A 24,450-nucleotide genomic window follows, 5' to 3' on the forward strand; every position below is an offset into this window, starting at 1 on the left:
AAGAGCATCCAGATGCGAGACCAGGTACGGCGCGAGGCCCGTCACGGCTGCACCCGGTGGGCGTGCAGCTTCTCGTAGAACGGGAGGTGGTGCGCCAGATATTCGCGCAGCACCGGGTGGGCCGCCACGTCCACGTCGTACGCCTTCTCGGTGCGGTGGAATCCCTGGCTGGCGCCGGCGTCGGCATGCCAGCGCTCGCTGGGTTTCCATTCCGGACGGTTGGCCGGCTGCCAGGCGAGCGCCTCGGCCCGGAACGGGATGCCGAGCTGAGCGCAGTAGGCGCGCACCGTCGCGGCCGGATCGGCGATCAGGTCGTCGGAGTCGACGACGACGGGTGGCTCACCGGTGGCGTCCCAGACCGCCTTGAAGATCTCGTACTGCGCCTCGACGCCGATCTGGTGCCGCCGTACGTCCGGGTTGAGCGCGTGGTACGAGGCGATCGTCGCCGCCGGGTGGCGAATGATCATCGTGTGCTTCGCGTCGGTCGCGAGGAACGCGGTGTCGGCCAGCACCTCCGGGTAACGCTCGTCGGTGGTGTCCTTGACGAAGAGCGGGCCCCGCTCGCCCAGCTCGCGCAGCGCGGCGAGCAGTGCCGTGCCGTCGCGCACCTCGCGCTCCGCCACCTCGACCCGGCCGAACTCCGCCAGATAGGAGAACGGTTCGTGCAGGACCGAGAAGTCACCACGCTCGCACATCATGCGGAAGAAGGCGGTGGACCGGCTCCGCGGAGCGGCCCACAACATCAGGACTTTCGGCAGTTTTTCCACGTCTCTCCTAAGTGTTCGGCAGGTCTCCCCATTCAGTGATGCACGCGGCCGGAGGGCTGTAAAGCGTGCTGACCGCAGGTCAAACCTGGCGTCCAGCAACGTCAACGCCACGTCCGCACGACTGCACCGAAGGGCCCCGCGGAATCAACGAGAAGCGACGGTCGCATTCGTCACGGTGATGGACGCGTGAGCCGGGCCGGACGGGTTCTACTGAGCCGGACCTGCTGAGTGGCACACGAAAGGCGAGAACGAAATGACGACCAGCTGCCCGGAATGCGAGTCGAGCGTCACCCTCGGGGCGACGCCGCGAATCAGCGAGATCCTGGAATGCGGTGACTGCGCGAGCGAGCTCGAAGTCGTATCGCTCAACCCGACCACCGTCGCCCTGGCTCCCAACGTCGAAGAGGACTGGGGCGAGTGAACGCTCCGGTCGCCGTACTCGCGTCCCGGCTGCGCGCGGACGAGAAACGCATCCTCGATGCGTTCGACCGCCGCGGCGTGACGTACGAGTACCTCGACGCCCGCACGCTCTGGCGGACCCTGCAAGGTCCGCCGGAGCGGCGGTGGAGCGTCGTGCTCAACCGTGAGATCGGCTTCGCGCGGGCGGCCGGCGCCGCCCGGATGCTGGAGGCGGCGGGCGTGCCGGTACTCAACTCGGCGCAGGCGATCGAGGTGTGCGGGGACAAGTACCGCACCTCGGTCGCGCTGCACGAGGCCGGCCTGCCCACGCCGCGTACGGCGCTGGCCCTGACCCCCGAGGCCGCCCTGGACGCCCTCGACGAGATCGGCTATCCGGCCGTTCTGAAGCCCCTCAACGGTTCCTGGGGGCGGCTGGTGTCCCGGCTGACCGACCGGGAGACCGCCGAGACCGTCCTGGAGCACGTGGCGGCACTGCCGAGCCCGGCCGCGCACGTCATCTACGTGCAGGAGTTCATCCCGACCGGCGACCGCGACGTGCGCGCCGTGGTCGTCGGCGGGGAGGTGCTCGGCGCTACCTACCGGCGCGGCGCGGGGTGGCGTACCAACGTCGCCCGCGGCGCCTCGACGGAGCCGTGCCCGCTCACTCCCGAGCTGGCGAAGGCGGCGGTCGCCGCCGCGCGCTGCGTCGGCGCCGACATCGCCGGCGTCGACCTGCTCGAGGACGGGCAGGGCGGATGGCTGGTGCTGGAGGTCAACGCGGGCGTGGAGTTCTCCGGTTTCCACCGCGTGCACGGCGAGTCCACCTCGGTCGCCGACCGGATCGTCGACCTGACCATGGCGAGGGCGGAGGAATGAGCGAGAAGCGGACCCGGGTGGCGGTGGCCGGGGCGTCCGGCTACATCGGCGGGGAACTGCTGCGGTTGCTGCTCGACCACCCGTACGTGGAGGTCGTGCTGGCCACCTCGGACTCGTTCGCCGGCAAGCGGGTGCACAACCCGCACCCGAACCTGCGGGGGCGCACCGAGTTGGCGTTCAGCCCGCACGACAGCCTCGGCGACGCGGCCGACCTGGACGTGTTGTTCCTGGCCATGCCGCACGGGCACACCATGAAGAAGATGCCGTGGTACCTGCAGCGGGCAGGTGTCGTCGTCGATCTCGGCGGGGACTTCCGGCTGCGCGACCCGGCCGGCTACCCGCGCTACTACGGCACCGAACACCCGGCACCGGAGCTGCTGTCCAGCTTCGTCACCGGCCTGCCCGAGTGGCACCGCGACGAACTGCGCACCGCCGACCGGATCGCGGTGCCGGGCTGCATGGCCACGGCCGGCATTCTCACCGTACGGCCACTGGCCGAGGCCGGGCTGCTCGACGGTCCGGTGCAGGTGGACGCGCGGACCGGGTCGAGCGGGTCGGGCGCGGCGGCCGGCTCGGCCAATCTGCACGCCGAACGCAGCGGCGCCATGCGGGTGTTCGCCCCCACCCAGCACCGACACGAGGCGGAGATCGCCCAGGCCACCGGATTGCCGGTGCACATGACGGCGACCGGGGTCGAGGCGGTGCGCGGCGTGCAGGTGCTGTGCCGGGCTCCGCTGGCCGGCGGCGTCCGCGAGGCCGACGTCCGCGCCGCCTACCGCAAGGCGTACGCCGAGGAACCGTTCGTCCGGGTGGTGGCTCAGCGCACCGGCGTCTACCGCCTGCCCGAGCCGAAGATCCTGGCCGGCTCGAACTACTGCGACGTCGGCTTCTCGGTGGCCGGCGACGGAAGCCAGGTCGTGCTCGTCGGCGCCCTGGACAACCTGGTCAAGGGCGGAGCCGGCAGCGCCGTGCAGGCGCTGAACGTGCGGTTCGGCTGGCCGGAGACCACCGGCCTGTCCTTCCCGGGACTGCACCCGAACTGACAAACCCATTCAAGGAAGGGAGTACGGAGCGATGCCAGAGACCATTGTGGTGAAGTGTGGCGGTAATGCCGCCGTCGATCCCCGGCTCGTCTGCCGGGACATCGCGGAGCTGGCCCGGGGACCGGCCCGCGTGGTGCTGGTGCACGGCGGCTCGGCCGACATCGACCACCTGGCCGCCCGGATGTCCGTGGCATCGCGACGCCTGGTCGCCCCGGACGGGGTGTCCGCCCGGTACACCGACTCGGAGATGCTGGAGGTGGTGCACCTGGCCCTGGCCGGCCGGGCCAAGCCGCGGCTGGTGGCCGAGCTGATGCGCCTGTCCGTGCCGGCCGTGGGCCTGACCGGCCTGGACTCGGGCCTGCTGCGGGCCCGTCGCAAGAGCGCCCACCGCGCTCTGGTGGACGGCCGCAAGGTGGTGGTGCGCGACGACCACAGCGGCCGCATCACCGACGTGAACGCGGGTCTGCTAGAAGCTCTGCTGGACGCCGGGCAGGTGCCGGTCATCTCGCCGCCCGCGCTGGCCGAGGACGGTGAGCCGGTCAACACCGACGCCGACCGGGCCGCGGCCGCGGTGGCGGCGGCACTGAGCGCCGACACCCTCGTCCTGCTCACCGGGGCGCCGGGAGTGCTGGAGGACCCGGCCGACGAGACCTCGGTGCAGCCGGTGTGCGCCGTGCCGGCGAAGGGATCGCCGCCGGTGCGGGGCGGCGGCATGGGACTGAAGCTGGTGGCCTCGCGCGAGGCGTTGCTGGGCGGGGTGGGCCGCGTGCTCATCGCGGACGGCCGGCGAAGCTCCCCGGTGCGGGCCGCGCTGGCCGGCTCGGGGACCCGGGTCGTCGTGACCGAGCCGGCCCTGGCCGGCGTGGGTGCGGGCCGGTGAACCGGACCGAGGGCTGCCCGGACACGATCGCGGTCGGTCTGCTGCGCAGCCTGATCGAGATCCCGTCCCCCTCGTACGGCGAGGCCCGGCTCGCGGAACACCTGGTGGGTGTTCTGCGGGAGTTGGGCTTCACCGCCCACGTCGACAAGGCGGGCAACGCGGTCGGCGTGATCGACCGGGGCCCGGGCCCGACCGTGATGCTGCTCGGGCACATGGACACCGTCCCCGAGCAGATCCCGGTGCGCGCCGAGCAGAACCGCCTCTACGGCCGCGGGGCGGTGGACGCCAAGGGGCCGCTGGCCACCATGGTGTGCGCCGCCGCCACGGCGCACGACTACCACGGCCGGATCGTCGTGGTGGGTGCGGTGGAGGAGGAGACGCCGCTGTCCCGTGGTGCCGTGCTCGTGCGGGACACGCACGAGCAGCCGGATGCGCTGATCATCGGCGAGCCGAGCGGCTGGGACAACGTCGTGCTGGGCTACAAGGGCAAACTCGACCTCGCCTACCGCGTGTCCTGCCCGGCCACGCACCCGAGCAGCCCGGCTCCGAAGGCGGCCGAACTAGCGGCGGAGGCCTGGTCGGTGCTGCTCGACCTGCTCGGCCGGGACGCGATCCGGTCCAGCTTCGACGCGCCGTGGCCGTGCCTGGTCTCGATCCGCGGCGACCTGGTCGAGGCGGAGGCCGAGCTGAGCATCCGCACCCCGCCCGGATTCGACGACGAGGCGCTGATCGAGGGTCTGCGCCGCCGGCTTCCGGACGGCGAGCTTCACCTGATCAACACCATTGCCGCCTGCCGGGTGGACCGTCCCGACCCGGTGGTCCGGGCGCTGGCCGCAGGGATCCGCTCGCAGCAGGGCCGCCCCTCCTACAAGGTGAAGACCGGCACCTCGGACATGAACACCCTGGCGGTGCGGTGGAACATCCCGATGGCCACGTACGGCCCCGGGGACAGCCGGCTGGACCACGCCGATGACGAGCACATCCTGCTCACCGATTACCTGCGCGGGATCGAGGTCCTGCGGCACGCCCTGACCGAACTGGCCGGCGATCTGCCCGGCCGGGTCCGCCGCCGGCATTTGACGCTGGCCTCGGGAACCACGCGGACGGAGAGCTGAGCGATGACCGATCCCGACGACGCCGAACTCCGGGAACGCTGCCTGCGGGTGCGGGAGTCGATCGTGCGGATGTGCGCCAACCCGGACGGCGGCCACCTCGGTGGCTCGATGTCGATGGTGGAGATCCTGGTGACGCTGTACCACCGGGTCCTGCGCATCGACCCGGCCGAGCCCACCGCACCCGACCGCGACCTGCTGATCCTGAGCAAGGGACACGGTGCGATCGGCCTCTACGCCGCTCTGGCCGAGCGTGGTTTCTTCCCCGCCGACTGGCTTGACCGGTACGCGGCCGCCGACGAGCCGCTGACCGCCCACCCGACCAGGGCGGTGCCGGGCGTCGAGATGCCGACCGGCTCGCTGGGCCACGGGCTGTCGGTCGGCGCCGGCTTCGCCCTCGACTTCCGGCTCACCGGTAGTGATCGGCGCTGCTTCGTCATCCTCGGCGACGGCGAGCTGCAGGAGGGCTCGAACTGGGAGGCCGCGATGGCGGCGAGCGCCCACCGCCTCGACCGCCTCGTCGCCGTCGTGGACCGCAACCGACTGCAGATCACCGGACCGACCGAGGACGCCGTGGGGCTGGAACCGCTCGCCGACCGGTGGCGCAGCTTCGGCTGGGAGGTGGTCGAGGTGGACGGCCACGACTTGACCGCCCTGCACACCGCCCTGGGCGAGGCACCGCGGGTCAGCGGGCGCCCGACCGTGGTCATCGCGCACACCGTCAAGGGCAAGGGCCTGCCCTACATCGAGGGACAGACCCGCAGCCACTACGCCCGGCTCACCGGCAAGCCCGCGAAGCGTGCGCTCGCCGTCCTGGGAGCCCACCGCAGGAGAACGGAGCAGTCCGCATGACTATCACCCAGCAGCCGCCCGAGGTGACCGGGCCGCCGGCCGTCATCGGGCCGCCGCCCGTGGTGGCGCCACCCGCCCCGCGCGAGGTGCACCGCGACGTCCTGATCGACCTGATGGCCCGCGACGAGCGTGTCGTCTGCCTGGACAGCGACACCGGGCTGTTCGCCGGGGTCGACTGGGGCGCGGCCGCCGACCGGTACATCAACCTCGGCATCGCCGAGCAGAACATGATGTCGGTCGCGGCCGGGCTCGCCCGGTCCGGCCGCATCCCGTACGTACACACCATGGCCACGTTCGCCGCGACCCGCGCGCTGGAGCAGGTCAAGTTGGACATCGCCTACAACGAGGTCCCGGTGCGGATCGTGGCGACGCACGGCGGGCTCTCCGGCGGCCATTACGGCACCTCCCACCACAGCCTGGAGGACGTGGGGGTGATGCGGATGCTGCCCGGCATGACCGTGCTGGTCCCCTCCGACGCGGCGACGACCCGCGAACTGGACCGGGCGAGCACCTATCGGCCCGGCCCGGTCTATCTGCGCCTGGGCCGCAGCGGCACCCCCGACCTGCCGGCCGGCGCCGAGACGCCGGAGATCGGGCGGGCCCGGTCGCTGCGCGCGGGCACCGACGTCACGCTGGTCGCCAGCGGACCCTACCCGGTGCTGGCCGCGCTGGAAGCGGCCGGTGACCTGGCCACGGTCGGGGTGTCGGCCGAGGTGCTCGAGGTGCACACGGTCAAGCCGCTCGACACCGAGGCGCTGGTCGCCGCGGCCGAGCACACGACCGGGCTGGTCGTGGTCGAGGAACACTGGGCGGCCGGTGGTCTGGGTTCGGCGGTCGCCGAGTGCGTGGCCGAGCTCGGCCTGGCCCGGCCGGTGCGCCGGGTGGCGGTCGGCGACCACTTCACCCGGGGCCGCGGCGGCCACCGTCATCTGCTGGCCGCCAACGGCATCACCGCCGAGGAGGTCGCCGCGCGGGTCTGGGAGGTGCTCGGCCGCTGACCCTTCGACCACACAAAGATCCGGTCCCGTCCACCAGACGGGACCGGATCTTTGTGTGCGGTCAGACCGTGCTCAGCACGGTGGCGACCTCCGGCTGGTGCAGCACGGTGTGGTGGGTGCCGGGAACGGCGTGGTGGGTGAGGGCCTTTCCGGCGTACGCCGTCCAGGCCGCGACCTGCTCGTCCTGGCCGTCGCCCGCGCTGAGCAGCACCACCGGCGCCGGGCACGGGCTCAGCTCGTGTGCGGCCAGCATCCGGGCGTTCGCGGCGAACACCGCCACCCGGCGGCGAAGCTCGTCACGGATTCCGGTGGGCACCGAACCGCCCGCCTCCAGCCGCTCGAGCACCAGCTCGACGCGGTCCGGCGAGTCGAGCTCGGCCCGGTTCAGGTCCGGCGTCGCGGTGCCGGAAACCCCGGCCACGTCGCCGGCGAACGCGATCAGCAGGTCCACATCGGACGGCGGCTCGGCCGGCACCGGCACCGAGCTGTCGATCAGCACCACCACCGGGACGGTGCCGCCCGCCTCGCGCAGCCGCGCCGCGACCTCCAGCGCGAGAATGCCACCCATCGACCAGCCGGCCAGCCGGTACGGTCCGTCGGGGCGGGCCCGGCGGATGGCCTCGGCGTATCGTGCCGCAACCGCGCTGAGCTCGGTCGCCGGGGCCTCGCCGTGCAGGGCGGGGTCCTCGATGCCGATCACGGGGGTGTCCACCGCACCGGCCAGCGCCTGATACGGCGCGACCGAGCCACCTACGGCGTGGATCAGGAAGAGCGGTGCACCCTGCCCGGGTCGTAGTTCCACCAGCTCCGACGTTCCCGCCGGCCCGGGCCGGTCGTCGGCCAGCCGGGCGAGCCCGGCCAGCGAGGGGGCCGCATAGAGGCGGCGGACGTCGAGGTCGGCGTGCAGTTCTTCGCGTACGGCGTTGCGCAGCCGGACCACCTGCAGCGAGTTGCCGCCCAGGTCGAAGAACGTGTCGTGCAAGCCGATCCGGTCCAGGGGCACGCCGAGCAGGTCATGCCAGATGCGCGCGAGGGCCCGTTCGGTGTCGGTGCCCGGCGGGACGTGGGTGCGCTCCCGCGCCTGCGGGGTGGGCAGCTTGGCGTGGTCGAGTTTGCCGTTTCCGGTCAGCGGCAACGCCTCCAGCTCGATCACATGAGCCGGAACCATGTGCAACGGCAACCGCTGCATCAGCTGCTCCCGCACTCCCGCCGCGGGGCCGACCACGTAACCGACCAGCGCGGCCTGCGGCGTGCCGGGCTGATCCACGGTGACCACCGCCTGCCGGACACCGTCGACAGCGGCCAACGCGTGCTCGACCTCCGCCAGCTCGATCCGCAGTCCCCGGATCTTCACCTGCCGATCACGGCGACCCAGGAATTCCAGGTTGCCGTCCGAACGCCACCGGACCACGTCACCGGTGCGATACATCCGTTCACCCGTGAACGGATCCGGCAGGAACCGCTCTGCGGTCAAACCGGGCCGATTCGCGTAACCCCGCGCCAGCCCGTCACCACCGATGAACAACTCCCCCGCCACCCCGACCGGCACCGGCTGCAGACGCTCGTCCAGAACGTAGACACGGTGATTGGTCATCGCCCGACCGATCGGCGGCGACTGACGCACACCGCCGGTCGGACACCGGTAATCGACACACGCCACCGTTGCTTCGGTTGGGCCGTAACCGTTGTGGAACTCCCGCGTCGGCGACACCCAACGGTTCACCAACTCAGCCGGGAAAGCTTCGAGGCCGACGAACAACGCCCGCAGATCAGTCAACGGCTCCGGATTCAACAGCCGCAGCACCGCCGGCGGGAGGTCCGCCACGGTGACCCGTGAGCTTTCCAGCAGCGCTTGGAGCTTGTCGGGGTCCAGGAGGGTCTCGCGGGGAGCGGTCACCACGGCGGCACCACTGCCGAGGGCGGCGAAGATGTCGAACACGCTCACGTCGAACGCCGGGTTGGCGAACTGCAGAAGCCGATCGCCGGGCTTGAGCCCGAACAGCTCCCTCGCGTTCTGCACGAAGCTGGCCGCGGCCCGGTGGGAGATCATCACGCCCTTGGGCTTACCGGTCGAACCCGAGGTGTAAATGATGTACGCCAGGTCATCCGGCGACACCTTGGTGTGCACCGGCCCGACCTCGGTCTGCGGCGCGGTGTCCAGGTGCCACTGTTTCAGCTGCGGCGGCAGATCCCCCGCCAGCGCGGACGTAGTCACCACCGCGATCGCCCCGGCATCCGCCAACTGCGCGGCCCACCGCGCCGGCGGCTGCTGCGGATCCAACGGCAACCACGCACCACCGGCCTTCAACACCCCCAACTCCGCGACCGGCAGCTCCGGGCCGCGATCGAGGAGAACACCCACCACCTTCCCGCGATCGACTCCCAGATCACGCAACGCGACCGCCACCCGATCGGCAGCCACGCTCAGATCGGCGTACGAAAGCTCGTCGATGACCGCCGGAGCATCCGGAGTCCGGGCAACCCACTCGGCCACCAAATCGTGCAGCAGCAACGCATCCCGGGCCGCCGGCCGCGGGTTCCAGCCCTGGATCTCCGCCCATTCGGCCTCGGCCAGCAACGGCAGGGTCGCCACCCGGGCCTCCGGGTCGGCGATGCCCAGCCGCAGGGCACGCTCGAAATGCCGCACCAGGCGCAGCATCCGGTCCTCATCGAACAGCTCCGTCGAATACTCGACCTGGACGGTGAGGGTCTCGCGTTCGATGACCGTCACGCCCACGTCGAAGCGGGCCTGGGTGCCCGTCACGTCGACCGGCTCGGCGCGCAGCCCCGGAAGCCGGAAGTCGGCGCCGCTGGTGCCCTCGGCCTGCAGCGTCAGGCTGACCTGGAACAGCGGGTTGCGGCCGGGCACCCGCTCCGGTTTGAGGGCGTCCACCACCATGCCGAACGGCACGTCCTGGTGGCCCAGCGCACCCAGCACCGACTCCGAGCAACGGCCTACCAGCTCACCGAACGTGGCCTCGCCGGCGGCATCGGCCCGCAGCACCACCGTGTTCGCGAACAGGCCGACCAGGTCCTCGGTCTCGGTGCGGGTGCGGCCCGAGAAGATCGAGCCGACGACCACGTCGGACTGCCCGGTCCAGCGGGTCAGCACCGACACGAAACCGGCCTGCAGAACGGCCAGCAGTGAGGTGCCGGTCGAGCGGGCCAGCGCGCGCACCCCGGCGGCCACGTCCGGGTCGAGGGTCTGTTCCAGCAGTGCGCCGGCCCCGGTGGGCTCGGCCGGGCGCGGGCGGTCGGCCGGAAAGTCCAGCACCGGCGCGCCGTCGAGACGTTCCCGCCAGTACGTCAGCTGGGCGTCGAGAACCGCGCGTCCGGCCTCGGACTGCTGCCAGGCGGCGTGGTCCACCGGCTGCACGGCCGGTGCCGGCAGCGAGCGGCCCTCGTAGAGCGCCGCGAGGTCGCGCGCCAGCACGCCCACCGACCAGCCGTCGGTGATGATGTGGTGCATCGCCAGCACCAGCACGTGGTCGGTCTCGGTCACGCGGGCCAGACCGAGGCGCAGCTGCGGACCGGACGCCATGTCGAACGGCCGCATGACCTGTTCGGTCGCCCAGTCGTGCACCCGCTCGGACGGCACCGGCTGGGCGTCGAGTGGCAGGTCGGCCGGGGCCGGTTCGATGATCTGCCGGGGGACGCCGTCGACGGTGACGATCCGGGTGCGCAGCGCCTCGTGCCGTCCGACCAGGGCGGTGAGGGCGCGGCGCAGGGCGGGAAGGTCGAGCCGGCCGTCCAGGCGCAGCACGATCGGCAGGTGGTAGAGGGCCGATTCGGGGTCCGCCTCGTGCAGGAACAGCAGGCCTTCCTGCTGCGGCGAGAGCGGCTGCGGCCGGTCGCGGTCGACGATGGTAAGCGCCTCGGCCCCGGCCTCGGCCGGGCCGGCCGCGTCGATCCGCGCGGCGAGATCCCGCAACACCGGGTGGGTGAAGAGGGTCGCGGCATCGAGGTCGGTGCGCAGCTTTTCGCGTACGGCGTTGCGCAGCCGAACCACCTGCAGCGAGTTGCCGCCGAGCTCGAAGAAGCTGTCCGTCCCGCCGATTTGGTCGAGCGGGGTGCCGAGCAGGTCGTGCCAGATGCCGGCGATGGCCCGCTCGGTGTCGGTGGCCGGCGGCCGGTGCTCCTGGGCCGCCGTGCTCGGGGCGGGCAGTTTGGCGTGGTCGAGTTTGCCGTTTCCGGTCAGCGGCAACGCGTCCAGCTCGATCAGGTGGGTCGGGACCATGTGCAGCGGCAGCCGTCGCATCAGCGCTTCGCGCACTCCGGCGACCGGCCCGACGACGTAGCCGACCAGCGCCGCTTTGGGGGTGCCCGGCTGGTCCACGGTGACCACCGCCTGCCGCACACCGTCGACAGCGGCCAACGCGTGTTCGACCTCCGCCAGCTCGATCCGCAGTCCCCGGATCTTCACCTGCCGATCCCGGCGACCCAGGAACTCCAGGTTGCCGTCCGAACGCCACCGCACGACATCACCGGTGCGATACATCCGCTCGTCGGTAAACGGGTCGGGCAGGAAGCGCTCGGCGGTCAGGCCGGGCCGGTTCGCGTAGCCGCGGGCGAGGCCGTCACCGCCGATGAACAGCTCCCCGGCGACGCCTACCGGGACGGGTTGCAGACGCTCGTCCAGAACGTAGACGCGGTGGTTGGTCATCGCGCGGCCGATCGGTGGCGACTGCCGCACACCGTCGGTCGGGCACCGGTAATCGACGCACGCCACGGTGGCTTCCGTCGGGCCGTAACCGTTGTGGAACTCCCGACTCGGCGACACCCAACGGTTGACCAGCTCGGCCGGGAAAGCTTCGAGGCCGACGAACAACGCCCGCAACTCCGTCAACGGCTCAGGATCCAACAGCCGCAGCACCGCCGGCGGGAGGTCGGCGACCGTCACACCCTGCATCAGTTGTTGCAGACGATCGGGGTCGAGGAGAGTCTCACGCGGAGCGGTCACCACCGCAGCGCCACTACCCAGAGCGGCGAAGATGTCGAACACACTCACGTCGAACGCCGGATTCGCGAACTGCAACAACCGATCGCCCGGCTTCAACCCGAACAGCTCACGGGCGTTCTGCACGAAACCCGCCGCCGCCCGATGCGAGATCATCACGCCCTTGGGCTTACCGGTCGAACCCGAGGTGTAAATGATGTACGCCAGATCATCCGGCGACACCCTCGTGTGCACCGGCTCGACATCGGTCTGCGGCGCGGTGTCCAGATGCCACTGCTTCACCCGCGGCGGCAGATCCCCCGCCAGCGCGGACGTAGTCACCACCGCGATCGCCCCGGCATCCGCCAACTGCGCGGCCCACCGCGCGGGCGGCTGCTGCGGATCCAACGGCAACCACGCACCACCGGCCTTCAACACCCCCAACTCCGCGACCGGCAGCTCCGGGCCGCGATCGAGGAGAACACCCACCACCTTCCCGCGATCGACTCCCAGATCACGCAACGCGACCGCCACCCGATCGGCAGCCACGCTCAGATCGGCGTACGAAAGCAGGTCGTCGTTGTTTATGACGGCGGGTGCGTCGGGCGTCCGGGCAACCCACTCGGCCACCAAATCGTGCAGCAGCAACGCATCCCGGGCCACCGGCTCCGGGTTCCAGCCCTGAATCTCCGCCCACTCCTCCGGCGCCAGCAACGGCAGGGTCGCCACCCGGCCCTCCGGGTCGGCGATACCCAGCCGCAGGGCACGCTCGAAATGCCGCACCAGGCGCAGCATCCGGTCCTCATCGAACAGCTCCGTCGAATACTCGACCTGCACCTCGAACGTCTGGTCCGGCTGCTCGATCACGGTCACGCCCACGTCGAACCGCGCCCGGGTGCCGGTCACCTCGACCGGCTCCACGCGGGTGCCGGGCAGCCGGAAACCGGCGTTGCTGGTGGCCGCGGCCTGCAGCGTCAGGCCCACCTGGAACAGCGGATTGCGGCCCGGCACCCGCTCCGGCTTCAGCGCGTCCACCACCATGCCGAACGGCACGTCCTGGTGGCCCAGCGCACCCAGCACCGACTCCGAGCAACGCCGCACGAGGTCACCGAACGTCGGGTCGCCGGCCGCGTCGACGCGCAGCACGACCGTGTTGGCGAAGTAGCCGACCAGCGGCTCGATGTCGGCCCGGGTGCGGCCGGACAGGACCGTGCCGGTCACCACGTCCGGCTGGCCCGACCAGCGCGACAGCACCGTGACGAAACCGGCCTGCAGGACCGGCAGCAACGAGGTTCGGGACGAGCGGGCCAGCGCGCGGACGGCCGTGGATACGTCCGGGTCGAGCCGGTGCCGCAGTACGGCGCCGGCGCCGGTGGGGTTGGCCGGGCGCACCCGGTCGGACGGGAAGTCCAGCACCGGGGCGCCGTCCAGGTGGGTGCGCCAGTAGTCGAGCTGTTCGTTCAGGTGGGCGCCGGTCACCCGGCCGCGCTGCCAGGCGGCGTAGTCGACGGGCTGGATCCGCAGCTCCGGCCGTGTCTCGCCGGCGTAGAGCGCGGCCAGGTCATCGGCAAACACTCCGGCCGACCAGCCGTCGGTGACGATGTGGTGCATCAGGAGGACGAGGACGTGCTCGTCCGGGCCGAGCCGGACCAGGCCGGTCCGCAACATCGGACCGGCGGCCAGGTCGATGGGGCGTTGCCCCTCCGCGTCCACCAGGGCGTGCAGCCGCTCCTCGCGCTCCGGGGCGGGCCGGTCGGCCAGGTCGGTGACCGGGAGGGGCCAGCGCGCCGGGGCGGGCAGAACACGCTGGTACGGGCCGCCGGCGTCGGATCCGAAGACGGTGCGCAGGCTCTCGTGCCGTTCCGCCAGGGCCCGGAACGCCTCCTCCAGCGCCGGCACGTCCACCGGGCCGTGCAGGCGCAGGGCGATCGGCACGTTGTAGACCGGCGATCCCGGGTCCAGCTGGTTCAGCAGCCACAGTGATTCCTGCTGGTGGGAGAGGATATGCCGGTCGCGCCGGGGCACCACCTCGATGGTGTCCGGGCCGGCCGCCGCCTGCCGGCGTTTCCGCAGGGCCAGTACGGCGCGGCGCTTCTCCTCGAGGGTCATCGCGCCGAGATCTGTCGTGCTCACCTGGTCTCCTCGCTGAGCAACCGGTCGAGTTCCGCCTCGGACAGGCCGGCGATCTCCTCTTCCAGCTCGACTTCGGCCGTCGCGGCGCGGGACCGTTCGGCGTCGATCGCCGCGGCCAGTTCGGCGAGGACCGGGCGGGCGAAGAGCGTCCGCAGTTCCACCGTGGTCCGGAGGGCGTCGGCGATCCGGGCGGTCAGCCTGGTCGCCTGCAGGGAGTTGCCGCCGAGGTCGAAGAAGCTGTCGGTGGCGCCGATCTGGTCGAGCGGGGTGCCGAGCAGGTCGTGCCAGATGCCGGCGATCGCGCGCTCGGTGTCGGTGCCCGGCGGCCGATGCTCCTGGGCGACCGTGTTCGGGGCGGGCAGCTTGGTGTGGTCGAGCTTGCCGTTCCCGGTCAGCGGCAACGCATCCAGCTCGATCACATAGGTCGGGACCATGTGCAACGGCAGCCGCTGCATCAACTGCTCCCGCACCCCGCCGGCCGGCCCGACGACATAACCGACCAGGGCGGCCTGCGGTGTGCCGGGCTGGTCGACGGTGACGACCGCCTGTCGCACACCTTCGACGGCAGTCAGCGCGTGCTCGACCTCGGCCAGCTCGATCCGCAGTCCCCGGATCTTCACCTGCCGGTCCCGACGGCCCAGGAACTCCAAGTTGCCGTCCGAACGCCACCGCACGACGTCACCGGTGCGATACATGCGCTCGCCGGTGAACGGATCCGGCAGGAACCGCTCCGCCGTCAGCCCGGGCCGGTTGGCATAACCCCGCGCCAGGCCGTCACCGCCGATGAACAACTCCCCCGCGACCCCGACGGGCACGGGTTGTAGATGTTCGTCGAGGACATAGACGCGGTGGTTGGTCATCGCACGGCCGATCGGCGGCGACTGTTCCAGACCGGTCGGCGGACACTTGTAATCCACACATGCCACGGTGGCTTCCGTCGGGCCGTAACCGTTGTGGAACTCTCGAGTCGGCGATACCCAACGGTTGACCAGCTCGGCCGGGAAAGCTTCGAGGCCGACGAACAACGCCCGCAGGTCGGTCAGCGGCTTCGGATCCAGCAGTCGCAGCACCGCCGGGGGCAGGTCAGCCACGGTGACTCGTGAGCTTTCCAGAAGGTCCTGGAGCTTGTCAGGGTCGAGGAGAGTCTCGCGCGAGGCGGTCACCACCGCGGCACCGCTGCCCAAGGCGGCGAAGATGTCGAACACACTCACGTCGAAAGCCGGATTGGCGAACTGCAGAAGCCGATCGCCCGGCTTCAACCCGAACAACTCACCGGCATTCTGCACGAAACTCGCGGCCGCCCGATGCGAGATCATCACGCCCTTGGGCTTACCGGTCGAACCCGACGTGTAGATGATGTAGGCCAAATCGTCCGGCGACACCTTGGTGTGCACCGGCTCGACCTCAGTCCGCGGTGCGGTGTCCAGATGCCACTGAGGCAGGTCGGCCGGCAGATCGGCAGCGAGCGCGGACGTCGTCACCACCGCGATCGCACCGGCATCCTCGAGCTGTGCGGCCCAACGGGCGGGCGGCTGCTGTGGATCCAACGGCAGCCAAGCACCACCAGCCTTCAACACACCCAACTCCGCGACCGGCAGACCCGGGCCACGGTCCAGGAGAACACCCACCACCGTCCCGCGATCGACTCCCAGATCACGCAACGCGACCGCCACCCGATCGGCAGCCACGCTCAGATCGGCGTACGAAAGCAGGTCGTCGTTGTTTATGACGGCGGGTGCGTCGGGCGTCCGGGAAACCCAGTCGGCCACCAGATCGTGCAGCGAACCCTCGCGAGCCAGCGGCGGCGGGTTCCAGCCCTGGATCTCGGCCCACTCCTCGGGCGCCAGCAACGGCAGCGTCGCCACCCGCGCCTCCGGGTCGGCGATACCCAGCCGCAGCGCACGCTCGAAATGCCGCACCAGGCGCAGCATCCGGTCCTCATCGAACAGCTCGGTCGAATACTCCAGCCAGACGCTCAGGGACCCGTCGGGCGCCTCGTCGACCTGGAAGGCCATGTCGAAGCGGGCGGTGCCGTTGTCGGCGGGCACCGGTTCGACGCTCAGGTCACCGAGCCGGAACCGGTCGAGGATGGCATCGGTGAGCAGGGTGAAGCTGATCTGGAAGAGCGGGTTGCGGCCCGGCACCCGATCCGGCTTCAGCGCGTCCACCACCGCGCCGAACGGCACGTCCTGGTTGCCCAGCGCGTCGAGCACCGCGTCCGAGCACCGGCGGGCGACGTCGGCGAACGTGGGATCGCCGTCCACCCCGACCCGCAGCACCGCCGAGTTGGCGAAGAAGCCCACCATCGACTCGGTCTCCGGCCGGGTGCGGCCGGACAGTACCGAGCCGATCACCACGTCGGACTGGCCCGACCAGCGGGACAGCACCGTGACGAAACCGGCCTGCAGCACCGCGAGAAGCGTGACGCGCAGGCACTGGGCCAGTTCCCGGACGCCGGCGGCCACGGCCGGGTCGAGCTTCTGGCGGACCACGGCCCCGGTGCCGGCCGGGGCGGCCGGGCGGGGCCGGTCGGCCGGGAAGTCGAGCACCGGCAGGTCGGTCAGCTGCCCGCGCCAGTACTCCAGCTGGCGGTCGAGCACCTCGCGGCCGGCCGCGGACTGCTGCCAGGCCGCGTGGTCCACCGGCTGGACGGCCGGCTCGGGCAGCGTCCGGCCCTCGTAGAGCGCCGCGAGTTCGCGCGCCATCACCCCGACCGACCAGCCGTCGGTGACGATGTGGTGCATGACCAGCAGCAGCACGTGCTCGTCCTCAGCCACCCGGGCCAGGCCGGTGCGCAGCAGCGGCCCCTCGGCCAGGTCGAACGGGCGCCGCACCTCGGCCGCGAGCCAGTCGGCCAGGCGGTCGCCGGCGAGGTCGGTGACGGGCAGTTCCCAGGTCTCCGGGGCCGGGCTGATCACCTGGTACGGCGATCCGTGCTCGGCCCGGAACGTGGTGCGCAGGCTCTCGTGCCGGACGACCAGCCCGCGCAGCGCCTCGCGCAGCGCTTCCCGGTCGAGGGTGCCGCGCAGGCGCAGCGCGAACGGCACCTGATAGGTGGCCGCGCCCGGGTCCAGCTGGTGCAGCAGCCACTGGTATCGCTGCTGCTTGGACACGGGCAGATAGCCCTCGCGCGGGATCCGCTCGATGGTGTTGCGCCGGGCCGCCTCCGCACGCCGGCGACGCTGCCGCAGGTCGGCAAGCGCCCGCTTGGTGTCGTTGACACTCCCCGTCGTCATGTCGCTGCTACTCCCCTTCGGTGAGATCGCGGTCCGCTGCTGGGAACGCCTGGGCCCATTCCTTCTCGGCGATGGCGGTGGCCTGCTGCCACGGCGGCTGGTAGTCCAGCTGGGCGGCGTACCCGGCGATCCGGTCGCGGTCGGCCCAGACCTTCCGGAATCCCTCGGCGTAGCGCATCAGCAGGTCGCCGGCGTCCGGGTGCAGGTGCGCCTTCTGGATGGCGAAGGAGTTGTCGATGACCGCGTGGGTGATCGGGAAGTCGCTCTCCCGGTAGGGCCGGTCGAGGACGCCGGGCAACGCCCACGGGTACTCCCCGAGCCCGCGGTGCTCCCGGAAGACCCGCTGGGCGGGTAGTGGCATCAGCTGGTAGGGCGCGGCCGGTACCCCCTCGGCCCGCAGGGCCCGCTGCACGGCCGCCCGGATCGGGCCGGCGTGCTCGGGGCCGAGCCCGAACGCGGCGGGGTCGATCCGGAACCGCAGGATGTGCCAGGCGTGGGTGCGGTCGGCCGGTGGCCCGGGAAGGGCGAGGCCGGTCAGGCCGGCCAGTTCGTCCAGCATCCGGCGTACGTTGTGGTCGCGCTGCTCGCACTCCTCGGGGAAGCGGGCCAGCTGGCTGCGGGTGAACGCGGCCTGCAGCGCGCTGGGCTTGTTGTTCCAGCCCAGCTCGTGGGCCACGTAGCTGCGTTCGCCCTTGGCCGCGATCAGCTCGCCGAACTGCCGCAGCATGGTGGCCCGGGCCGCCAGCTCCGGGTCGTCGGTGGTGATCAGGCCGCCCTCGCCACAGGTGGCGAGGTTCTTGCTCACGTTGAGGCTGAACGTGTTGATGGCGCCGAGCGAGCCGACCGGGCGCCCCCGGTAACGGGCGCCGTGGGCTTGCGCGGCGTCCTCCACCACCGGGATGCCGTAGCGTCCGGCCACGGCGAGGATCTCGTCCATGTCGACCGGCAGGCCGTGCAGGTGGACCACCACGACGGCCCGGGTGCGGGGGCTGATCGCCGCCTCGACGGTCGCCGCGGTGACGTTGTAGGTGTACGGGTCGACGTCGGCGAAGACCGGCACGGCCATCAGATGCAGGGGCGCGGCGGCGGTGGCGATGAAGCTGAGCGCCGGCACGACGACCTCGTCGCCCGGGCCGACGCCGAGTGCCCGCAGGGCCACCGAGAGGGCGGCGGTGCCGTTGCTGACCGCGATGCAGTGCCGGGTGCCGGCCTGCTCGGCCCATTCGCGTTCCAGGCCGGGGATCTCCTGTTCGCCGGCGGCGGCCGCGGTGAACCGCCCGGAGTCGAGGGCGCGCAGCACCGCCTCCCGGTCGGCGGGGGTGACCCGCGGCCAGGCGGGGATGCGGGTGCCGCGGGCGACGGCGGGCCGTCCGCCGAACAGGGCGAGGCCGGTACGGGTTTCCGAGGTCGTGGTCACAGTTGGGCTCTCTCCCGGTCCAGCGCGAGCAGCGCGCGTTCCTGATCGTTGAGCAGGGCGTCGAAGCGGCCGGCCAGGCGCGGGGCGCTCAGTCCGGTGCTGGTGAGGGCGGCCATGATGCGGACCGCGGACCAGTGGTGGGCGATGCGCTCCACCTCGCGGGCCCGCTCGGCCAGCGAGGGCAGTCCGGCGGTGCGGGCGGCCTCGGCGAGCCAGTCGGCGTGCACGGCGGTGCCGACGAGCACCGCGCCGGCCGCGACGAACAGTTCGTCGCGGATGTCCTCGCCGGCGGACAACCGTTTCACGGTGTCGTCGAAGAACTCGCGCATGCCGGCCAGCCCGGTGTAGCCGCCGTCGCCGGTCGCGGGTTCCGCGAAGTGCCGCAGGTTGAGATCGAGGACGCGGGCCACCTCGGCGCGGTCCAGGGCGGGCACGGCGTCCGGTGCGGGCAGCTCGACGCTCAGCCAGCGGTTGTCGATGCGTACGCCGGTGAAGAACATGTCCCGGTCGTGCACCACCTCGTTGCCCGAGTCGCGGGAGGCGGTCAGCTCGGCGAGGGTGATGTCGCCGTGGAAGGCGGGCGGTACCGCGTCGAGCACCCGCACGGTGCCCGCCTCGTCGTCGAAGCCGTGCACCACGACCAGGTGGTTGGAGTGCACGTCGTGGTAGGCGGGCCGGAACGGCAGGTGGTAGTTGTCGACCGCGACCGCGACCGGGATGCCGGCGGCCACCGACGCGCGCACCTCGGCCCAGCCCGCCTCGGCGCCGGCCGGCTCGTGCCAGGTCGACGCGACCTCGTGATGGGGTGCCAGCGCCCGCAGCAGCGAGGTCTCCGGCGGGCACGGGTAGTAGTACTCCTCGCGGCGTACGCCGTCCGGCCGGTGCCGGAAGGTCCAGGCCGCACCGAGGATCGGCAGGGCGGGCAGCCCGTGGAAATCGAGCAGGGTGGCGAAGCAGGAGTGCAGGCAGCCGCCGAGATCGTGCCGCCAGGATCGGACGCCGTCCACCACGGTTCTCATCGGTGCTCCTGTCCGGCCGCCGGGACGAGGGTCATGGCGAAGATGTGGATCGCCGGGTTGTCCGGCAGGCGTACGGCTCGCAGCGCGGCGTCGCGGGGCACCGGCACCCGCTGCCGCCAGATCGATGGCCCGAATTTCCGGTCGACGTGCCGCGGGTAGTGCAGGTGGGTGCATCGGTAGGCGGCCGTCTCGCCGAAGTGGGCGGCGGTCTCCGGCCAGAAGTCCGAGACGCGCAGCCATTCCGGATCGACGCCGCCGTCGGCGTAGTGCAGCCACAGCGGGTCCTCGGTGCGGCGTTCGGCCGCGGCGAGCAACTGGATCCAGTCGTAGCGGCCGGCCGGCACCTCGATGAGCTGGCCCGCGCAGCGGACGTTGTCCGGCCGGCCCGGCGCGGCCGGCGGGAAGCGGAACGGGATGTCGTCCACCCGGACCGGTCCCGCGGCGGGTAGCTGGTCGGCGGGGTACGTGTTGCCCCAGATGTTGAAGCCGCCCGCGTCTTTCCGGTCGGCGGTGGTGATGCCGGTGTTGTCGGCATACGGATCGAGGTCGACGGCGAGCGGAGAGCTCATGATCACCTGGCCACGGTTGTAGTAACGAGTGGTTCCGCGCCGGGCGCGGGCCGGTAGCGGGCGTGCAGGTCGGGGTGAACGGTGCGGGGCATGAGGTGGGCGCGCAGCTGGGCGCGGGGAACCGGGAAGTGGACCTCGGCACCGGCGGGCCGGCCGTGCCGGGCCAGGCCGGCCAGCACCTCGTCGTGCCGGCCGGGATCGGGGTGCACGTCGACGCCGGCCAGGCGGGCGCCCGGGCCGGCCGTCGCGGTGCCGGTGCCGATGACCGCGGTGAGCCCACGGTCGTCGAGCAGCCAGGTGACGACCAGGGCCGCCTCCGGCCCCGGCGGCAGCCAGGCCGGTCCGGCGGTCACCGGAGTGCCCGGTGACCGGATCATCGAGACCTCGCTCAGCGGCTTGTCGCCGGGCAGCCAGTGCCGTTCGGGCCGGTAGCCGAGCCGGGCGTAGAAGGGCGGAAGGCAGCGCTCGACCACGGCGTCGAGGCGGATCCGGGCGATGCCCGCGGCGACCGCGGCCTCGTCCACCATGGACAGCAGCGCGCGGGCCGCTCCGGTGCGGCGCCGGGCCGGATCGGTGGCGACCCGGCTGATCTCCCACTCCCCCGCATGCGGGTGCACCCGCAGCACGCCGGTGAGCCGGCCCGCCGGGTCTCGCACCACCCAGACGAGTGCTCCGGCGCGCAGGTCGGCGCGGACCGACGCGGCGGTCTCCCGGGCGCCGTCCGGCACCGGAAGGCCGGGGAACGGGTCGCCGGCCGCGTAGGCGGCGCGGGTCAGGGCGGCGATCTCCCCGGCCTCGGCGGCCGATGCCCGCTCACTCATGATCGAGGAGGAGCTGGTGGAAGCAGTCGGCGGCGAAGTGCAGCGCCTCCACGGCGATCCGCTCGTCCGCGCAGTGCAGCAGGCCGCGGTAACCGCGGTCGAGCGGATGCCGCAGCGGGAACCAGCCGAAGCACTGGATGCCGAGCCGCGGGAACAGCCGGGCGTCGGTGGACGCCGTGGTCACCATCGGGAACGCGATGCCGCCGGGGTCGCTGCCGGTGAGGATCGAGGCGAGCCGGTCGTAGAAGCCGTCGAGCCGCGGCGGCGGCATCATCTCCCCCTCGACCAGGATCTCCAGGTCCATCTCGACGCCGGCCCGGGCGCGCAGGGCGGCGAGGAAGTCCGCGGTGCCGAAGTCGCCGGGCAGCAGCCGCCCGTCCAGCTCCACGGAGATGTCGGTGGGCAGCACGTTGGTGGCCGTGCCGCCGTGCACGACGGTGGCGTTGACCGTGTGGCGCACCAGTGAGCGCAGGTAGCGGGCGTCGGCCTCGTCGAAACCGTCGAGTGCGGCGGCGTCGGCCGGGTTGTCGCGGAAGCCGGCGATCCGGCCGCTGATCGGCTCGGGCAGCGCCCCGGCCAGCTCGTCCAGCATCCGCCGCACCACCGGGGTGAGGCAGATGTCCAGCCCGCCGTCGTCGATGGCGGCCAGCAGCCGGTACAGCTTGTGGGCCGCGCCGCCCGGCCCGGCGACCCGGGAGGCGTGTCCGCCGTCGCCGCGCAGCGTGGCACGCACCCAGCAGGCCCGTTTCTCGGCGACGACGATCGGGTGCAGCCGCACTCGCCGGCCCAGTCCCAGCTCGGCGCCGCCGTCCTCGCCGATCGCGTGGCGCACCCCGGCGAACAGCTCCGGGTGCTGCTCCACCAGGAAGTGGGCGCCGGTGGTGCTGCCGTTCTCCTCATCCGGCATCACCGCGAGGATCACGTCACCGGCCGGCGGGGTGCCGTCGGCGGCCAGCCGCAGCACGGCGGCGAGCATGGTGGCCAGGTGTCCCTTCATGTCGACCGCGCCGCGGCCCCAGAGCTCGCCGTCGACCACGTCGGCGGCGAACGGCGGGCGGCTCCACGGCTGCCCGGCGACCGGCACCACATCCACGTGGGCGTGCAGCAGCAGCGGCGGGGCCACCCCGCGGCCGGCCAGGCGGGCGACGAGGTTGGGCCGCTGCGGATCGACCGCCAGCAGCCGCGTCTCGAGGCCGGCCGCGTCGAGCAGGTCGCGGATCCAGATGACGCACTCGGCCTCCGCGCCGGGCGGGTTGACGGTGGGGAACCGGATGAGCTGCTGGGCGATGGCCACCGGTTCGGTCGGCAGCTGGACCCGGGACGGGACGGTGACGCTCACGCCAGACGCTCCTCGATCAGCGCGGCCAGCTTCGCCACGGTGGGGTTGGCGTAGAAGTCGCGCGGGCCGATCACGACGTCCCACTGGGCGGAGATCTCGCCGGTGATCCGTACGGCCATCAGTGAGTGGCCGCCGAGCTCGAAGAAGTCGTCGTCGGCGCCCACCTCGTCCAGCCCCATCAGGTCGGCCCAGAGTGCGGCGACGGCGGTCTCCAGCTCGCCGTCCGGGGCGGTCCAGTCGCTGCTCAGCTCGGGCCGCCGCGGCAGTTCCCAGGCGCGCAGGGCGGCCCGGTCGACCTTGCCGTTGTGGTTGAGCGGCATCGCGCCGAGTTGCACGAAGCGGGCCGGTACCAGGTAGTCGGGCAACTGCTCGGTCAGCTCGAAGCGCAGGTCGGGCACCGGCAGCTTCTCCGCGCCGATGAGGAACGCCACCAGCCGCCGGCCGCTGCGCGGGTGGTCCTGTGCGACCACGACAGCGTCGAGCACCCCGGACAGGGCCAGCAGCGCGGCCTCCACCTCGCCGGGCTCGATCCGGAACCCGCGGATCTTGACCTGGTCGTCGGCGCGGCCGAGGAACTCCACCATGCCGTCGGGCAGGAGACGGGCGAGGTCACCGGTGCGGTACATGCGGGCGCCCGGGGTGGCCGCGAACGGGTCGGGCAGGAACCGCTCGGCGGTGTGCCCGGGCCGGCCGAGGTAGCCGTGGGCGAGGCCGTCGCCGCCGGTCCAGAGTTCGCCGGGTTCGCCGTCCGGCACCGGCCGCAGCCGGTCGTCTAGCAGGTGGACGGTGGTGCCGTTGATGGGCCGCCCGATCGGCACGGTGGCGGTGGTGACCGGCGCCGTCATCGGGTGACAGCAGGTGAAGGTGGTGTTCTCGGTGGGGCCGTAGCCGTTGACGACGGTGGTGCCGGGCAGCGCGGCGAGCGCCCGGCCGACGTGCGCCACGGAGAGCACGTCGCCGCCGGCCAGCAGGTAGCGCAGACCGGCCAGGCGCTCGATCGGACCGTCCACCATCTGGTGGAACAGCCCCGCGGTGAGCCACATGACGGTGACGCCGGCGTGCCGCACCGTGCCGGCCAGTTCGTCCAGGGTCGGCTCGCCGGCCGGGAAGACCACGATCCGCGCGCCGTGCGCCAGCGGTGCCCAGATCTCCAATGTGGAGGCGTCGAAGGCGACCGGGGCCAGGCACAGCACCGCGTCGTCCGGGCCGAGGTGCACGTAGTCCGGGTCGGCAACCAGCCGGACCACGCCCCGATGCGGGACGATCACGCCCTTCGGCGTGCCGGTGGAGCCGGAGGTGTAGGCGATGTAGGCGGTGGAGTCGGCGGTGACGTCCGGGTCGTGCCCGGTGACCGGCCCGGCGTACGCGTCCGGGTCGTCCAGGTTGATCACCTGCGCCGCGAGTTCGGCGGCGTCACCGGCCAGCGCCCGCTCGGTGAGCAGCACGGCGGTGCCGGCGTCGGCCACGGTGTGCCGGTGCCGCTCGTACGGATGCCGGGTGTCCAGGGCGACGTAGGCGGCGCCCGCCTTGAGAATGGCCAGCAGGCCGACGATCAGGTCGGCGGAACGGCGAGCCAGGACACCGACGTGGTCGCCGGCGGCCACGCCGTGGTGGCGCAGGGTCGCGGCCAGGCGGCCGGCCCGATCGTCCAGCTCGGCGTACGTGAGCCGGGTGTCCCCGCACTCGACCGCGGGTGCGTCCGGTGTCCGCCCGGCCCAGGCCGCCACCAGGCCGTGCACCGTACGGGCTTCGACGGTTACCGAGGTAGCTGTCATGTCCACTCCCTGGGTCAGCGCAGGCTCAGCGGCCGCATGTCGGTCCACACCTCGTCGACGTGGGCCAGGCACTCCGCCTTGGTGCCGCGGGTCCCGTCCGGGCGCCAACCGCCGGGCACCGCCAGCTCGGCGGGCCAGATCGAGTACTGCTCCTGCTGGTTGACGACGACGACGTACTCGCGGGCGTCCTCGTCCTCCGGGCCGGACATCGCATCCACCTCTTTCTGTTCAGCTTTCGGGCTCTGCATTGGAAGTTATGGCGGGGGCGGGGTCGCACA

General features: G+C 72.2%; 17 protein-coding genes. 7 read left to right on the forward strand and 10 right to left on the reverse strand.

Annotated elements, in window-relative coordinates; translation table 11 throughout:
• Positions 1-41: 41 nt before the first annotated feature.
• Entirely contained in the window at positions 42-767 is a 726-nt protein-coding gene (locus Ato02nite_RS43995; RefSeq protein ID WP_213012677.1) for a sulfotransferase-like domain-containing protein, read from the reverse strand.
• A gap of 253 nt (positions 768-1,020) precedes the next feature.
• Between Ato02nite_RS43995 and lysW the strand changes: the two genes are divergently transcribed.
• From lysW to Ato02nite_RS44030, 7 genes are read left to right on the forward strand one after another with little or no spacing between them, the layout of a single operon-like run.
• Complete coding sequence (gene lysW / locus Ato02nite_RS44000; protein WP_213012678.1) at positions 1,021-1,188, forward strand: lysine biosynthesis protein LysW; 168 nt, start codon at positions 1,021-1,023, stop codon at positions 1,186-1,188.
• Positions 1,185-2,042, forward strand: a complete 858-nt coding sequence (locus tag Ato02nite_RS44005) for a RimK family alpha-L-glutamate ligase (protein ID WP_213012679.1) — start codon at positions 1,185-1,187, stop codon at positions 2,040-2,042. Before lysW ends, Ato02nite_RS44005 begins: the two co-directional genes overlap by 4 nt.
• A complete protein-coding gene (gene argC, locus Ato02nite_RS44010) occupies positions 2,039-3,085 on the forward strand; it encodes an N-acetyl-gamma-glutamyl-phosphate reductase (protein WP_213012680.1) in 1,047 nt (348 codons plus the stop codon). Before Ato02nite_RS44005 ends, argC begins: the two co-directional genes overlap by 4 nt.
• A 31-nt stretch (positions 3,086-3,116) precedes the next feature.
• Positions 3,117-3,965 carry a [LysW]-aminoadipate kinase gene (locus Ato02nite_RS44015; protein ID WP_213012681.1) on the forward strand — a complete coding sequence of 283 codons (849 nt, stop codon included), beginning with the start codon at positions 3,117-3,119 and terminating at the stop codon, positions 3,963-3,965.
• Positions 3,962-5,080, forward strand: a complete 1,119-nt coding sequence (locus tag Ato02nite_RS44020) for a M20/M25/M40 family metallo-hydrolase (RefSeq protein ID WP_213012682.1) — start codon at positions 3,962-3,964, stop codon at positions 5,078-5,080. Before Ato02nite_RS44015 ends, Ato02nite_RS44020 begins: the two co-directional genes overlap by 4 nt.
• A gap of 3 nt (positions 5,081-5,083) precedes the next feature.
• Positions 5,084-5,929 (forward strand): transketolase, encoded by an 846-nt coding sequence (locus tag Ato02nite_RS44025; protein ID WP_213012683.1) that lies wholly within the window; start codon positions 5,084-5,086, stop codon positions 5,927-5,929.
• Complete coding sequence (locus Ato02nite_RS44030) at positions 5,926-6,927, forward strand: transketolase family protein (RefSeq protein ID WP_213012684.1); 1,002 nt, start codon at positions 5,926-5,928, stop codon at positions 6,925-6,927. Before Ato02nite_RS44025 ends, Ato02nite_RS44030 begins: the two co-directional genes overlap by 4 nt.
• A 61-nt stretch (positions 6,928-6,988) precedes the next feature.
• Here Ato02nite_RS44030 and Ato02nite_RS44035 read toward each other — a convergent pair whose 3' ends face one another.
• The 9 genes from Ato02nite_RS44035 to Ato02nite_RS44075 are packed head-to-tail and all read right to left on the reverse strand — an operon-like array spanning position 6,989 to position 24,381.
• On the reverse strand, positions 6,989-13,996 hold the full coding sequence (locus Ato02nite_RS44035; protein WP_213012685.1) for a non-ribosomal peptide synthetase: 7,008 nt from the start codon (positions 13,994-13,996) through the stop codon (positions 6,989-6,991).
• The gene (locus Ato02nite_RS44040; RefSeq protein WP_213012686.1) at positions 13,993-17,232 is read right to left on the reverse strand and encodes a non-ribosomal peptide synthetase; all 3,240 of its coding nucleotides are present in this window, start codon (positions 17,230-17,232) and stop codon (positions 13,993-13,995) included. Before Ato02nite_RS44040 ends, Ato02nite_RS44035 begins: the two co-directional genes overlap by 4 nt.
• Positions 17,233-17,239: 7 nt before the next feature.
• On the reverse strand, positions 17,240-18,649 hold the full coding sequence (locus Ato02nite_RS44045) for a DegT/DnrJ/EryC1/StrS family aminotransferase (protein ID WP_213012687.1): 1,410 nt from the start codon (positions 18,647-18,649) through the stop codon (positions 17,240-17,242).
• Positions 18,646-19,668: a BtrH N-terminal domain-containing protein gene (locus tag Ato02nite_RS44050; protein WP_213012688.1), complete on the reverse strand. Its 1,023-nt coding sequence runs from the start codon at positions 19,666-19,668 to the stop codon at positions 18,646-18,648. The genes Ato02nite_RS44045 and Ato02nite_RS44050 overlap by 4 nt, the downstream gene beginning before the upstream one ends.
• Positions 19,665-20,237 (reverse strand): beta-sandwich domain-containing protein, encoded by a 573-nt coding sequence (locus Ato02nite_RS44055; RefSeq protein WP_213012689.1) that lies wholly within the window; start codon positions 20,235-20,237, stop codon positions 19,665-19,667. The genes Ato02nite_RS44050 and Ato02nite_RS44055 overlap by 4 nt, the downstream gene beginning before the upstream one ends.
• Before the next feature lie 2 nt (positions 20,238-20,239).
• Positions 20,240-21,058: a GNAT family N-acetyltransferase gene (locus Ato02nite_RS44060; protein WP_213012690.1), complete on the reverse strand. Its 819-nt coding sequence runs from the start codon at positions 21,056-21,058 to the stop codon at positions 20,240-20,242.
• Positions 21,051-22,397: a M20/M25/M40 family metallo-hydrolase gene (locus Ato02nite_RS44065; protein ID WP_213012691.1), complete on the reverse strand. Its 1,347-nt coding sequence runs from the start codon at positions 22,395-22,397 to the stop codon at positions 21,051-21,053. Before Ato02nite_RS44065 ends, Ato02nite_RS44060 begins: the two co-directional genes overlap by 8 nt.
• The gene (locus tag Ato02nite_RS44070) at positions 22,394-24,172 is read right to left on the reverse strand and encodes a non-ribosomal peptide synthetase (protein ID WP_213012692.1); all 1,779 of its coding nucleotides are present in this window, start codon (positions 24,170-24,172) and stop codon (positions 22,394-22,396) included. The genes Ato02nite_RS44065 and Ato02nite_RS44070 overlap by 4 nt, the downstream gene beginning before the upstream one ends.
• Before the next feature lie 14 nt (positions 24,173-24,186).
• Positions 24,187-24,381, reverse strand: coding sequence for an MbtH family protein (locus Ato02nite_RS44075; RefSeq protein ID WP_213012693.1), 195 nt, complete (start codon positions 24,379-24,381; stop codon positions 24,187-24,189).
• Between the last annotated feature and the right edge of the window lie 69 nt (positions 24,382-24,450).

It is taken from the genome of Paractinoplanes toevensis (assembly GCF_018332695.1).
Taxonomy (GTDB): Bacteria; Actinomycetota; Actinomycetes; order Mycobacteriales; family Micromonosporaceae; genus Actinoplanes; species Actinoplanes toevensis.